We start from the raw sequence: 13,713 nt of genomic DNA on the forward strand, positions 1-13,713 counted from the left end.
GAGAGGGTACGCCATGCAACCTGTCGTTCTTGCACTTGCCAGCCTCGTCGGCACCGTCATTCTCGTCCGCCTGGTCAAGCGCGAGTGGGAGCGGGTGAACGAGGAACTCTACAAGCCCGTGAGGCAGGAAGCCGTGAATCTGCGCCGTGATCCGCGCAGCGGCGTCTATCATCCGGAATGAGCAAGCGGCCCGGCAGGGGCCGCCGCTCCTGATCGCAGGCCTCTAGTCGAAGGTACGGATCACCCGGCAATTCTTCAGCATCGGCTGGGTGTGATCTTCGACGATCGAACCGTCATCGAGTTCGACTTTGCGCCAATAATAGCTGCAGTGGCCAGGGTCGGCCAATTTGGCCCGGACGCGGGCGGGCGGCAGGCGCGGCGGCGGATTGTTGCAAGCCAGAGCTGCCAGGCAGGGCCTTACGACCGCGAGGGGCACGGCACCCGGCATGCCGGCGCCGCTGCCGCCATCACCACCCCCACCGCCGCCCATGCCCGGAGAGCTGCTGGGACCGCTACGGCTGCTGGAGCCACCACTGGCGGTGGCAGCAGGTGCGGCATAGGATGAGACGGAACTCGCCAGCGAACCGAGAATCAACGCGGCCGTCAGGCCTGTACGGAGAAGATAGTGCTTGGGCATGGTACTCTCCTGATCTTGTTGGGTTGTCGGGATCGATCGGAGCGGCGTGATCGGGTGGATAGGACCAGCAATTCCGGTTTTGATGCTTGACGATATTCCCTCGGGGAGGATCGCCTTCTTGTCCCGTTGTGCCATCTTCTCACGGGGGTGTGCCATCATCTGTGCAACCCAGCACATGCCCGGCTCGGGCATCGGCAAAGACGGCCGGAGGCCGCTTGTCGCGCCGGCAACACTTACATAAAAGGGTTCCCACTGTTCCGATCTTGCTCTAAGGGTCTGGCGCGATTTTCCTGCCGGGCCCGATGCTGCGCGGCTATCCGACAAGAGCTGGTTCGAGAACTGACATGGCCGAAGCCCTGCCCCCGTATATGCGCCCGGAACGCTCCTTTCAGGGCCTGATCCTGACCCTGCAGCGCTACTGGGCCGATTATGGTTGCGTGGTCCTGCAGCCCTACGACATGGAAGTGGGCGCCGGCACTTTTCATCCTGCCACGACCTTGCGCTCGCTCGGGCCCAAGCATTGGAACGCAGCCTATGTGCAGCCCTCGCGCCGGCCCAAGGATGGGCGCTATGGTGAGAATCCGAACCGTCTGCAGCATTATTACCAGTTCCAGGTCATCCTGAAGCCCTCGCCGCCGGACCTTCAGGAGCTCTATCTCGGCTCGCTCGCCGCCATCGGCGTCGATCCGCTGCTGCACGACATCCGCTTCGTCGAGGACGACTGGGAAAGCCCGACGCTCGGCGCCTGGGGCCTCGGCTGGGAGTGCTGGTGCGACGGCATGGAAGTCTCCCAGTTCACCTATTTCCAGCAGGTCGCCGGCCAGGAATGCAATCCCGTCTCGGGCGAACTCACCTATGGCCTGGAACGCCTCGCCATGTATGTGCAGGGTGTCGAGAATGTCTACGATCTCAACTTCAACGGCCGCGAAGGCGCCGAGAAGGTGAGTTATGGCGACATATTCCTGCAGGCGGAAGAGGAATATTCGCGCCATAATTTCGAGCACGCCGACATCGCGATGCTCAAGCAGCATTTCGTCGACGCCGAGAAGGAATGCCGCGCCTTGCTGGCGGCCGGCGACAAGGGCAACCGTCACGAGATGGCCCTACCCGCCTATGACCAGTGCATCAAGGCCAGCCACCGCTTCAATCTGCTCGACGCCCGCGGCGCCATCTCGGTGACCGAGCGCCAGAGCTACATCCTGCGCGTGCGCGAACTGGCCAAGGCCTGCGGCGAAGCCTGGGTCAGGACCGCTTCCGGCGGCGGCTGAGAAGACGCGGAAAAGGGCGCGACGTCCACCCTCTCCACAGCCACTCCCATTCTCTCATTCGTTTTCCCGACAGAACCATGCCCGATCTCCTGCTCGAACTCTTCTCCGAAGAAATCCCTGCCCGCATGCAGGCAAAGGCGGCCGATGATCTCAAGAAGATGATCACGGACGCATTGGTGGAACGTGGCGTGGTCTATGAAGGCGCCTCGGCCTATGCCACGCCGCGCCGCCTGGCGCTGACCGTGCATGGTATGCCGGCGCGACAGCCCGACACGCGTGAGGAGCGCAAGGGGCCGCGCGTCGGCGCCCCGGACGGTGCCGTCCAGGGCTTCCTGAAATCGGCCGGTCTTGTTTCACTCGACCAGGCCAAGATCGAGAGTGATCCCAAGAAGGGCGAGTTCTATGTCGCCGTGGTCGAAAAGCCTGGCCGCGCCTTGCCTGCCTTGATCGCCGAGATCGTGCCTGAAGTCGTCAGGACCTTCCCCTGGCCGAAATCCATGCGCTGGGGCTCGGGCTCGCTGCGCTGGGTGCGACCGCTCCATTCGATCATCTGCACCTTCGGCCCGGAGACGGAGGATCCTGAAGTGGTGCCCTTCGAGATCGAGGGCGTCCAGGTCGGCGACACCACCAAGGGCCACCGCTTCCTTGCGCCTGCCGAGATCAGGGTGAAGCGTTTCGACGATTATGTCGCCAAGCTCGAAGCCGCGAAGGTGGTCCTCGACCCCGCACGCCGCCGCGACATCATCCTGAACGATGCCCGTAACCTTGCTTTCGCGCAGGGCCTCGAACTCGTCGAGGACGATGCCGTGCTGCACGAGGCAGCGGGGCTCGTGGAATGGCCGGTGGTTCTGATGGGCTCCTTCGACGAGAGCTTCCTCGCCGTACCGGATGAAGCCATCCAGGCCACCATCCGCGCCAACCAGAAATGTTTCGTGGTACGCGATCCCAAGACCGGACGCCTTGCCAACCGCTTCATCCTGATCGCCAATATCGAGGCCAGGGATGGCGGCGCCGCGATCGTCGGCGGCAATGAGCGGGTCATCCGCGCCCGCCTGTCGGATGCCAAGTTCTTCTGGGAGACCGACCAGAAACCGCTGCCAGGTTATGAAGACAGAAGCGATTCCGTGGGCAAGCCGCTCGACCAGCGCCTCGCCAAGATCATCGCCTCCAATGTGGTCTTCCACGCCAAGCTGGGTACGCAGGGCGAGCGCATCGAACGTATCGCCAGATTGGCCGAAGCGATCGCGCCCCTCGTCGGCGCCGATCCGGTGAGGGCAGCCCGGGCGGCCCGGCTTGCCAAGGCGGACCTCGCCTCGGAAATGGTGGGCGAGTTCCCGGAATTGCAGGGTCTGATGGGCCGCTATTATGCCGCCGCCCAGGGTGAGGATCCTGCTGTCGCGGCGGCCGTCGAGGACCATTGGCGTCCGAAGGGCGCCAACGACGCCGTGCCCAGCGATCCCGTCGCCGTCGCCGTCGCCCTCGCCGACAAGCTCGATACCCTGATCGGCTTCTGGTCGATCGACGAGAAGCCCACCGGCACAAAGGATCCCTATGCCCTGCGCCGTGCGGCGCTCGGGCTGATCCGCATCATCCTCGACAACAGGCTGCGTCTGCCGCTGCTTGCCACCATCGCCAGGGCGTCCTTCACCGACACCGACAAGGTCGCCGTCAATCTGCTCGACTTCTTCGCCGACCGCCTGAAGGTGCAGTTGCGCGACCAAGGTGCCCGCCACGATCTCGTCGACGCCGTGTTCTCCCTCGGCGGACAGGACGACCTCCTCCTGGTGGTGCGCCGCATCGAGGCGCTCGGGCGCTTCCTCGGCACGGATGATGGCAAGGCGCTGCTGGCGGGCACCAAGCGCGCGGCCAACATCCTGCGTATCGAGGAGAAGAAGGACGGCGCCAACGCCTATACCGGCGGTGCCGATACCGGCCTGCTGAGCGAGGCCGAGGAGAAGGCTCTCTACGCCGCCCTGCAATCTGCCAAGCAATCGGCCGCCGCGGCGGTCGCCGCGGAGGATTACGAGGGTGCTATGACCGCGCTTGCGCAGTTGCGCCGGCCCGTCGATGCCTTCTTCGACAAGATCCTCGTCAATGCCGAAGATGCAAGACTTCGCCTCAATCGCCTCAAGCTTCTTGAGGAGATCAGGATGGCGACGCGCAGCGTCGCGGACTTCTCCCGCATCGAGGGATAATGTATCGAGTACGCCGATACGTCCGTATCGGCAGGTGGTGAGGCGCTCGAACGAGGCGGAATCCGGGAAAAGGCCCTGCGGTTTTCCGACAGGAATCTGCGATGGGACAAAGTACCAGGCAGACGAAGCGTTGGCCTGAGAAGGAAAGTCCGCCTCGCCATTTCTTGCCCCGCCGCCTAGCCCGATCCATGGCCCATAACAGCCTCGGGACCCTCGATAGCCCTTTTTGAACTTTCGACGTAGCTCGAAGGTATGATGTCGGATGTCAAATTCCGGGTTGTCCCGGAACCGGGAGTTGGCTAATTGATGCAACGTGATCTTGCGTTGTTGCATACTAGAGTAAAATACGTGCAGGCAGGAGCGGACCCGCAAATTGGCTCGTTGGTATCAAACGTATTTTGCGATTCTTGGTGATTCGATCTGAAAACAAAGCGCTCTAGTGCCAGCAACTGCGGTCATACAGCCAATCTGGATCGCTTTTTGTCAGGGTCTCCGAAATGACCGTTTCTGAAACCGCAGTTCTGCGGCCGTCGACCAACTGGGACGACTATCGGTATGTTCGTGCCGTTGCGGAAACGAAGTCGCTGGTTGGGGCGGCGGAGGCCCTTGGCGTCAATCACTCGACAGTGTTTCGACGTATCAATGCTGTGGAGGAAATGCTGGGCGCCCGCCTGTTCGAGCGAGGGCGCAGCGGCTATTCGCTCACGGCCGCCGGCGAGGAAATGGTCGCCCTCGCCGTCCGCATGGCTGACGATATCAACGGTTTCGAGCGACGCATCGCCGGACGCGACGTCAAACCGTCGGGCGAACTGCGCGTAACCACCAACGACAGCATCATGGCACACCTCATGATGCCGGTATTCTCGAGCTTCCTCACCGCCTGTCCGGATATCCGCCTCGACATTGTCGTTTCGAACTCGCCGCTCAATTTGTCCAAGCGCGATGCCGATGTGGCAATCCGCGCCACATCCTCCCCGCCGGACACGCTGGTCGGCCGGCGCGTCTGCACTATCGGGTGGGCCATCTATGGGCCGAAGCGGCTGAAGGGTGCCGATCTCAGCGACCTCCTCGCCGAATCCTGGATAGGCACGGGCGAAAGCCTCTCCAACATCCCGCCCGCGCGCTGGATCGAGCGGGAAGTTCCCACGGAGCGCATCATCATGCGCATCAACACCATCCTGGGCGTGGCGGAAGCACTGCGCGCCGGCGTCGGCGTCGGCCTGCTGCCCTGCTTCATCGGCGACACCATCGGCCTGACGCGCCTTTCGGCGATGATGCCCGACATCGGTGCCGGCATATGGCTGCTGACCCATCCCGACCTCAAGCAGTCAGCCCGGGTGCGCGCTTTCATGGATCACACCTGGGACGCGCTGACCAAGTTGCGCCCGGTGCTCGAAGGAACGGCATAGACTTCCTGGGAACGCGGACATCCTGTCCGTTCTCGCGGACTACCCGATCTCCACCACGACCCGGCCGCGCACCTTGCCGTCCAGAATGTTTCCTGCCTTGTCCTTCACGTCGTCGAAGGGAATCGCCGTCGTCATGGCGTCCAGCTTGTCGCGGTCGAGTTCGTTGGCGATGCGGCGCCAGGCTTCCTTGCGCACCACGGCCGGGCAGTGCACCGAATCGATGCCGAGCAGCGAGACACCGCGCAGGATGAAGGGCATCACGCTGGATGGCAGGTCGGCTCCGCCAGCAAGACCACAGGCGGCGACAGCACCACCATATTTGATCTGGGAGATGACATTGGCCAGGGTGAGCGAGCCCACCGTGTCGACGGCGCCGGCGAAGCGCTCCTTGCCGAGCGGCCGCAGCGGCCCCGTCAGTTCGGCGCGATCGATCACCTCCGAGGCACCGAGGTTCTTCAGGTAGTCGGCTTCCTCGGGCCGCCCCGTCGAGGCGACGACCGTATAGCCGGCGCGAGCCAGCAGGGCGATGGCCGTGGAGCCGACACCACCCGCCGCGCCGGTCACCAGCACGGGGCCGCGCGCAGGGGTGATCGAATGAGCCTCCAGCGCCATCAGGCTGAGCATTGCGGTATAGCCGGCAGTGCCTACGGCCATCGCCTGCGCATGGGTCATGCCATAGGGCACGCGCACCAGCCAGTCGCCACTGACCTTGGCGCGCTCGGCATAGCCGCCGTGGTGCGTCTCGCCGCAGCCCCAGCCGTTGAGGATGACATGGTCGCCCGGATCCCAGTCCTTGTGGGATGTGGCGATCACCTCCCCGGCGAAATCCACGCCCGGGATCATTGGAAAGCGCCGTACGACGGGCCCCTTTCCGGTGATGGCGAGGCCATCCTTGTAGTTGACGGTGGAGTGCGTGATGCGGACGGTGACATCGCCGTCCATCAGATCACGCTCATCGAATTCGGCGAAGTTGCAGGAATAGCCGGTATCGGGCTTGGTGACGACGAGGGCTTTGAAAGTCGACATACGAACTCCTGCAAATCCAGCACTTGCGTTTTCGGGGCGGAAAGCCCGGAAGGCAAGGGGAATCTATCTGGGAGCGCGGACGTCTCGTCCGCTCTTGAAACAGTTTGACTGCCGGCAAGGGGGTGGCCGACATGTAAGGTCTGGCCTGAAAACAGCCGCGCCCTTGCACAGAGGGATTCGTTTCATCTTTGGGCCGTGCCGTTTCAAGAGCGGACGAGACGTCGGCGCTCCCAGGTTTCTTCCGACAAAAGCGCTATATATCTCTGATTACATTCAGAGATATTTTGTTATCGCTTCAAAGCCCGCAAATTTACCAATGAGGAATTGAATTTACCGCCCAGCTGTGAAAAGCCTGCCCCACCGAAAAGAACCGGAAAACCGGTCTCGTCGAAATCATGAGGAAGTGTGATGACGAAGTGGGTGTATGGGTTCGGCGACGGCAAGGCCGAAGGCGAACAGGGCATGAAGAACCTGTTGGGTGGCAAGGGCGCCAACCTGGCCGAGATGTCGAATATCGGCTTGCCGGTGCCGCCGGGCTTTACGGTCACCACCGAGGTCTGCACCTACTATTACGCCAATGGCCGCTCCTATCCGCCGGAGCTGCAGGGCGAGGTCGAAGCGGCGCTCGCCGAGATCGGCCGCATCACCGGCAAGACCTTCGGCGATGCCGCCAATCCCCTGCTCGTCTCGGTGCGCTCGGGCGCCCGCGCCTCGATGCCAGGCATGATGGATACCGTGCTCAATCTCGGCCTCAATGACACCACGGTGGCCGCCGTGGCCGCGGCTTCGAAGAATGAGCGCTTCGCCTGGGACAGTTACAGGCGCTTCATCACCATGTTCTCGGACGTGGTGCTGGGCGTCGACCACAGCCATTTCGAGGAGATCCTCGACACCTACAAGGAGCGCAAGGGCTATGTGCTCGACACTGACCTGCAGGCGCAGGACTGGAAGACGCTGGTCGGCCAGTACAAGGCGCTGGTGAAGGAGGAACTCGGCACGCCCTTCCCCGAGGATCCGCACGAGCAGCTCTGGGGCGCCATCGGCGCCGTGTTCTCCTCCTGGATGAACGCCCGCGCCATCACCTACCGCACCCTCCACGCCATCCCCGAACAATGGGGCACGGCCGTGAATGTGCAGGCCATGGTCTTCGGCAATCGCGGCGACACCTCCGCCACCGGCGTTGCCTTCACCCGCAATCCCTCCACCGGCGAGCATGCGCTCTACGGCGAGTTCCTGATCAACGCCCAGGGCGAGGACGTCGTCGCCGGCATCCGTACGCCCCAGCCGATCTCGAGGGCCGCCGCAGCGGCGTCGAGCTCAAACAAGCCCTCGATGGAGGAAGCGATGCCTGCTGCCTTCCAGGAATTCGTCGGCATCACCAGGACGCTCGAAAAGCACTACCGTGACATGCAGGACATCGAGTTCACGGTCGAGGACAACAAGCTGTGGATGCTGCAGACCCGCTCGGGCAAGCGCACGGGCAAGGCCTCGCTGCGCATCGCCGTGGAGATGGTCAAGGAAGGCCTGATCAGCAAGGAAGAGGCGATCGCCCGCATCGATCCCGCCGCCCTCGACCAGCTCCTGCATCCCACCATCGACCCGAAGGCCGAGCGCATCGAGATCGCGCGCGGCCTGCCAGCCTCCCCCGGTGCGGCCTCGGGTGAGATCGTCTTCTCCTCGGAGGAGGCGGAAGCCGGCAAGGCCGCCGGCAGGAGCGTGATCCTGGTGCGCCAGGAGACCAGCCCCGAGGACATCAAGGGCATGCTGGCGGCGTCCGGCATCCTGACTCGCCTCGGCGGCATGACCTCGCACGCTGCCGTGGTGGCGCGAGGCTGGGGCAAGCCCTGCGTTTCCGGCGCGGGCAATATCCGCGTCGACAATGCCACGGGCACGCTGCTCGCCGGCGGCAAGACCTTCCGGAAGGGCGACATCATCACCATCGACGGTTCCACCGGCCAGGTGCTGGCCGGCAAGATCGCCATGGTGCAGCCCGAGCTTTCCGGCGAATTCGCCGACCTGATGGTCTGGGCCGACGGCGTGCGGCGCATGAAGGTGCGCACCAATGCGGAAACGCCCGCCGATGCCCGCCAGGCCCGCACCTTCGGCGCCGAAGGCATCGGCCTGTGCCGAACCGAGCACATGTTCTTCGACGAGGGACGCATCGTCGCCATGCGCGAGATGATCCTGGCCGATGACGAGAAGGGCCGCCGCGCCGCTCTCGCCAAGCTGCTGCCGATGCAGCGCGAGGATTTCCGCCAGCTCTTCGAGATCATGTCGGGCCTGCCGGTGACCATCCGCCTGCTCGACCCGCCGCTGCACGAGTTCCTGCCGCATACGGAGGACGAGATCGCCGAAGTCGCCGCATCGATCGGGGTCTCGCCGGCCAAGCTCAAGGCCCGCGCCCAGGAACTGCACGAGTTCAATCCGATGCTCGGCTTCCGCGGCTGCCGCCTGGCCGTCGCCTTCCCCGAGATCGCCGAGATGCAGGCGCGCGCCATCTTCGAGGCTGCGGTGGAAGCCGCCGCCTCCACCGGCCAGCCGGTGACGCCGGAAGTGATGGTGCCGCTGGTGGCGACACGGGCCGAGCTCGATATCGTCAAGTCCCATATCGATGCGATGGCGCAGGCGGTGGAGAAGGAGCGCGGCGTCAAGCTGGTCTACCAGGTCGGCACCATGATCGAGCTGCCGCGCGCCGCCATCCGCGCCGGCGAGATTGCCGAGAGCGCCGAGTTCTTCTCCTTCGGCACCAATGACCTCACACAGACCACCATCGGCATCTCTCGCGACGACGCCGCTTCCTTCCTCGGCACCTACGTGCAGAAGGGCATTTTCGCCGTCGACCCCTTCGTCTCCATCGACCAGGACGGCGTCGGCGGGCTGGTGGAGATCGGCGCCGAACGCGGCCGCAAGCAGCGCCCAGGCCTCAAGCTCGGCATCTGCGGCGAGCATGGCGGCGACCCCGCCTCGATCGCCTTCTGCGAGAAGACCGGGCTCGACTACGTCTCCTGCTCGCCCTTCCGCGTGCCGATTGCCCGGCTTGCAGCGGCGCAGGCCGCGTTGGCGCGGAAGTAGGATGGATTTGCAGACTTCGTTTTGAGGGCAACGTTTCCATGCCGGTCTCAAGACCGGCACACCATGGTCACGCGTTTTGGCGTGCCGGCTCTTTACACCACCAGATTCGCATCGCGCATCAGGCGCCACCGCCCGTCCTCGTCCCGGCGCAAGATGGTGAGTGTGTGACCGGAGCGGTGCTTCGCCTCGCCATCGGGCGGCGTCACCGTGATCTCGAGCCGGTTGCGCAGCCAGGCGCGATTACCCAGTACCTCGACTTCCAGGACTTCCGCGTGCCCCTCCACCCGCATCTGCTTGTTCGCCTCCGCAGCTTCCCTAAAGGCAGATTTTCCGAAAGGCGCGTGACCGGGAACCATGAAGATGACATCTTCCGTCATCAGGTCGAGCACCGTTGCAACGTCGCCCTTTTTGCTCGCCGACATCCAGAGATCGACGACATCGCGGATGGCTTTTTCGTCCGCCGTCATGATTTTGTTTCCTTCATCTGACTGCAATACCCTTCATCCTATTGTGGAATCGCCCAATGCGCTCTTTGTTCGCCGCGGGTGCCTCAATATATGTGGGGCGGAGCTGGCCGGGGCTGGCGGAACGGGATGAGGGATATGTCGGGCATTCTCCGTATTCTGGCGATAATCGCCTTCGTGGTCGTGGCTGGCGGCCTGGTGGTCAGCTGCGGCATCAACACTATCCCCACCGATGAGGAAAAGGCCAAGGCCGCCTGGAGCGAGGTGCAGAATCAGTACCAGCGCCGCGCCGATCTCGTTCCCAATCTGGTGGAGACGGTGAAGGGCTACGCCAAGCAGGAAGAGAAGGTGCTGACGGAGGTGGTGCAGGCCCGCGCCCAAGCCACAAGCGTCAAGATCGATGCCAGCACCATCACCGATCCGGAAAAGTTCAAGCAGTTCCAGGATGCCCAGCAGGGCCTTTCGAGTGCCCTCGGCCGCCTGATCGCGGTGAGCGAGGCCTATCCCGATCTCAAGTCCAACCAGAACTTTCTGGCGTTGCAATCGCAGCTCGAAGGCACGGAAAATCGCATCGCAGTGGCGCGCAAGGACTATATCGAGGCGGTGCGGGTGTACAACACGGACCTGCGCACCTTCCCGCAGAGCATCTACAAGTCGATGTTCTACAGCGACTCCAAGCCCATGGAGACCTTCGCAGCAACATCGGAGAGCCAGGCTCCGCCGAAGGTGAACTTCAACAACAACTGAGATTGTGGCGAGGATGAACGGGCGCGCGCAATCTGGTTTGCCGATCTCCAGATCGGCATTCTTTCGGCTCCGCTGGTGGTTCTGTGCCGATCTGGAGATCGGCACACCGATTTGCGTCGCGCTCGCCCTCGCCTTCCTCCTCCTCGCCTCGCCCGCCTTCGCCCTCACCTTCCCACCCCTGACCGGCCGGGTGGTCGACCAGGCGAACATCATCCCGGCAGCCGAGCGCGCGAGCCTCGAGCAGTCGCTGCAGGCACTGGAACAGAAATCGAGCGACCAGCTCGTGGTGGCGACGCTATCCAGCCTCCAGGGCACCGACATCGCCGATTACGGCTACCAGCTCGGCCGCGCCTGGGGCATCGGCCAGGGCAAGCTCAACAATGGCGTGCTGCTGATCGTGGCGCCGAACGAGCGCAAGGTGCGCATCGAGGTCGGTTACGGCCTGGAGGGCACGCTGACGGACGCGCTCTCCAGCGTGATCATCCAGCAGGCCATCCTGCCGAAATTCAAGGCCGGCGACATGGCGGGCGGCATCCAGGCCGGCGTCGCCGCCATCCAGGACACGCTGCTCAACGATGAGAGCGAGTGGAAGCAGCGTGCCCGCGACGGCGCACAGCAGCAGGACCAGGGCATCGATCCACAGACGCTCTTCATCATCATCTTCTTCATTTTGGTGATCTTCATCATCGTGTCCGGCTGGATCAACAATACGCGCGGCGGCCCGGGTGGCCCTGGCGCCCTGCGGCGGCGCGGTTCCGGCCCGATCTTCATCCCGACTTCAGGATGGGGTGGCGGGTCGAGCTGGGGCGGCGGTGGAGGCGGCGGAGGCGGCTTTTCGGGTGGTGGGGGCTCCTTCGGCGGCGGCGGATCGAGCGGGAGCTGGTAATGGCGCGGCTATTGACACCACAGGACCACGATCGCATCGCGGCTGCGATCACGGCGGCCGAAGCCAAGACATCGGGCGAGATCTACTGCATTGTCGCCCATTCGGTGGCGACCTATCGCTGGATCCCGGTGACGCTCGCGGCCGTGGCCGTATTGCTCACGCCGCTGGCAGCGAGCCTGTTCGCGCCGGACCTGCATCACTGGCCCCTGATCGGTACGGACTGGACCAGCGGCAACCTCACCGCGGCGGATGTGGATGCCGCCGTAAAGATCGGCCTGCGCGCGCTCAGCCTCCTGCAGATCGCGGTCTTCGTCATCGTCGCATTGCTGAGCTGGCCGCTTGTGGTGCGGCTCAGGCTCGCGCCGCAGCCGATGCGCCGGCACAAGGTGCTGCACACCGCCCGCAGCCAGTTCCTGGCGCAGGGCTTGCAGCAGACAAAGAACCGCACGGGCCTGATGCTGTTCATCGCCATGGCCGAACGCCAGGCTGTGCTGATCGCGGACGAGGGCATCGATTCCAGGGTGGAACAGTCGGTCTGGGACGATACCGTCGCCCAGCTGACCAAGGCGGCCGGCGCCGGGCGGATCGTGGACGGGCTGGTGACGGCCATCGGCCAGTGCGGCGATATCCTGGCCCAGCATTTTCCGCCGGAGACTCCGCCACTGAACCAGCTGCCGAACCGGGTGGTGGAGTTGTAGGCAGCGGGGCGGCAAAGGGGGCGACACAGAGCCTCCCCCAGCTTCGTGGGGGAGGCTTTGGGTTGCGCCCTATATCTCAGGTTGCGCCCTCACCCCGCGAGCGCATCGTCGAAGCGTTTCCACGTATCGCTGAGATCCAGCACCGCCCTGGCATCCCGCGCCTCGTCGATCTTGATCGCCGTCAGGCCAGCCGCAAGCGCGTCCACCACCGAGACGGGCAGCGCCAAACCCTCGGTGAGGTGCTTGCCGATATCGCTGGCCATCTGCTCGTCGGCGCCGTAGTGGGCCGAGAGCTCGGTGACCTCATAGGTGCGGTCGACCAGCTTTTCAGAGGTCCGGGCGTCGTGGACGCGGAAGTAGTTGCGCACGAAATCGCCCTCGGCCATGCCCTTGGAGCCGATCACGCAGAAACGGCGGAACTGGTCGGGCACGTTGAGATTGGTATGGAAGTTCATGGCGACGCCGTTCTCGAATTCGATCATCGCCACCTGGTAGTCGATGATGTCGGCATCGGAATCGAAGACCTTGTCCGTGCTCATCCAGCCGCTCGGCTTGCGGTGATAGACTTCCATGTCGTTGATGCCCTGGCTCTCCGGCGCGTTGTGCGGCAGGAAGGTCTTGCGTCCACCAAAGCTCGCCACGCGCGCCGGCCGGGCGCCGACGATGCCCTGGTAGAGATCGATGTCGTGGCAGCATTTCTCCAGGATGAAGCCGCCGGAATAGCGCTGGTAGCGCCGCCAGTCGCGCATGAAGAAAGCGCCGTGATAGGGCGCGAGGTGTTCGGAGGCCTCGATTGAGACGATATCGCCGAGCACGCCGTCCGCCTTGGCCTTCGTGAGGTCGCGGTAGAGCGAGGCGTAGCGCAGGACCAGGCCCACCATCACGCTGTCGGGCCCGTACAGGCGCAAGAGCTCGAGGAGCTCGAAGGTGTCCTCCTGCGAGGTCACCACCGGTTTTTCGGTGAACACCTTCAGGCCATGCGCCAGCCCCTCTCGGATATGGCCGAGATGCATGGCGTTGGGCGAGCCGACCATGAGAAGATCGAGCTTCTCGCTGCGCAACATGGTCTCCAGCGTGTCATAGGCATGGCCGACGGCGACTCCGTGCTCGCGCAAGTAGCCGAGCCCCGCCGGCGCCTGGTCGACATAGCCGACAACCGTGAAGCCGGGAACCATCAGGGTGAAGATGCGGGCGAGGTATCCCATGCGATAACCGAGCCCGATAATGCCGACTTTCATCGTAAGAATCCTTTGTATCTCAATATTTTGTAAGATCCCTGGAAGGTGGCATTGCAGCTCCCCTCTCCGATCT

At 63.9% G+C, this 13,713-nt stretch carries 12 protein-coding genes; 8 read left to right on the top strand and 4 right to left on the bottom strand.

Translation table 11 applies throughout. The features are described from left to right. Nucleotides 1–13 precede the first annotated feature (13 nt). Nucleotides 14–181 (top strand): hypothetical protein, encoded by a 168-nt coding sequence (locus tag ACMDCR_RS23000; RefSeq protein ID WP_413988855.1) that lies wholly within the window; start codon nt 14–16, stop codon nt 179–181. A 42-nt stretch (nt 182–223) separates the two neighbouring features. Here the strand turns inward: ACMDCR_RS23000 and ACMDCR_RS23005 are convergent, their stop codons facing one another. Further along, nucleotides 224–637, bottom strand: coding sequence for a hypothetical protein (locus ACMDCR_RS23005; protein ID WP_413988856.1), 414 nt, complete (start codon nt 635–637; stop codon nt 224–226). Nucleotides 638–1,005: 368 nt separating this feature from the next. Here ACMDCR_RS23005 and ACMDCR_RS23010 point away from each other — a divergent pair, with 368 nt between their 5' ends. The 3 genes from ACMDCR_RS23010 (at nt 1,006) to ACMDCR_RS23020 (ending at nt 5,509) form a co-directional block, all read left to right on the top strand. Then, nucleotides 1,006–1,905 (top strand): glycine--tRNA ligase subunit alpha, encoded by a 900-nt coding sequence (locus tag ACMDCR_RS23010; protein ID WP_413993695.1) that lies wholly within the window; start codon nt 1,006–1,008, stop codon nt 1,903–1,905. Nucleotides 1,906–1,982: 77 nt separating this feature from the next. Further along, nucleotides 1,983–4,100, top strand: coding sequence for a glycine--tRNA ligase subunit beta (gene glyS / locus ACMDCR_RS23015; RefSeq protein ID WP_413988857.1), 2,118 nt, complete (start codon nt 1,983–1,985; stop codon nt 4,098–4,100). A gap of 497 nt (nt 4,101–4,597) precedes the next feature. Further along, complete coding sequence (locus ACMDCR_RS23020; RefSeq protein ID WP_413988858.1) at nt 4,598–5,509, top strand: LysR family transcriptional regulator; 912 nt, start codon at nt 4,598–4,600, stop codon at nt 5,507–5,509. A gap of 39 nt (nt 5,510–5,548) precedes the next feature. Here ACMDCR_RS23020 and ACMDCR_RS23025 read toward each other — a convergent pair whose 3' ends face one another. After that, on the bottom strand, nt 5,549–6,535 hold the full coding sequence (locus ACMDCR_RS23025) for an MDR family oxidoreductase (protein WP_413988859.1): 987 nt from the start codon (nt 6,533–6,535) through the stop codon (nt 5,549–5,551). 408 nt (nt 6,536–6,943) lie between these two features. Between ACMDCR_RS23025 and ppdK the strand changes: the two genes are divergently transcribed. Then, nucleotides 6,944–9,607, top strand: coding sequence for a pyruvate, phosphate dikinase (gene ppdK, locus ACMDCR_RS23030; RefSeq protein ID WP_413988860.1), 2,664 nt, complete (start codon nt 6,944–6,946; stop codon nt 9,605–9,607). Nucleotides 9,608–9,699: 92 nt separating this feature from the next. Here the strand turns inward: ppdK and ACMDCR_RS23035 are convergent, their stop codons facing one another. After that, nucleotides 9,700–10,074, bottom strand: coding sequence for a YybH family protein (locus ACMDCR_RS23035; protein ID WP_413988861.1), 375 nt, complete (start codon nt 10,072–10,074; stop codon nt 9,700–9,702). 135 nt (nt 10,075–10,209) lie between these two features. Between ACMDCR_RS23035 and ACMDCR_RS23040 the strand changes: the two genes are divergently transcribed. From ACMDCR_RS23040 to ACMDCR_RS23050, 3 genes are read left to right on the top strand one after another with little or no spacing between them, the layout of a single operon-like run. Next, a complete protein-coding gene (locus ACMDCR_RS23040; RefSeq protein WP_413988862.1) occupies nt 10,210–10,818 on the top strand; it encodes a LemA family protein in 609 nt (202 codons plus the stop codon). 37 nt (nt 10,819–10,855) lie between these two features. Then, nucleotides 10,856–11,704, top strand: coding sequence for a TPM domain-containing protein (locus tag ACMDCR_RS23045; RefSeq protein WP_413988863.1), 849 nt, complete (start codon nt 10,856–10,858; stop codon nt 11,702–11,704). Beyond that, entirely contained in the window at nt 11,704–12,402 is a 699-nt protein-coding gene (locus tag ACMDCR_RS23050) for a TPM domain-containing protein (RefSeq protein WP_413988864.1), read from the top strand. The genes ACMDCR_RS23045 and ACMDCR_RS23050 overlap by 1 nt, the downstream gene beginning before the upstream one ends. A gap of 89 nt (nt 12,403–12,491) precedes the next feature. Here the strand turns inward: ACMDCR_RS23050 and ACMDCR_RS23055 are convergent, their stop codons facing one another. Next, nucleotides 12,492–13,640, bottom strand: a complete 1,149-nt coding sequence (locus ACMDCR_RS23055) for a Gfo/Idh/MocA family protein (RefSeq protein WP_413988865.1) — start codon at nt 13,638–13,640, stop codon at nt 12,492–12,494. Nucleotides 13,641–13,713: the final 73 nt, after the last annotated feature.

Source organism: Labrys okinawensis (genome assembly GCF_047345005.1).
Taxonomy (GTDB): domain Bacteria; phylum Pseudomonadota; class Alphaproteobacteria; order Rhizobiales; family Labraceae; genus Labrys; species Labrys okinawensis.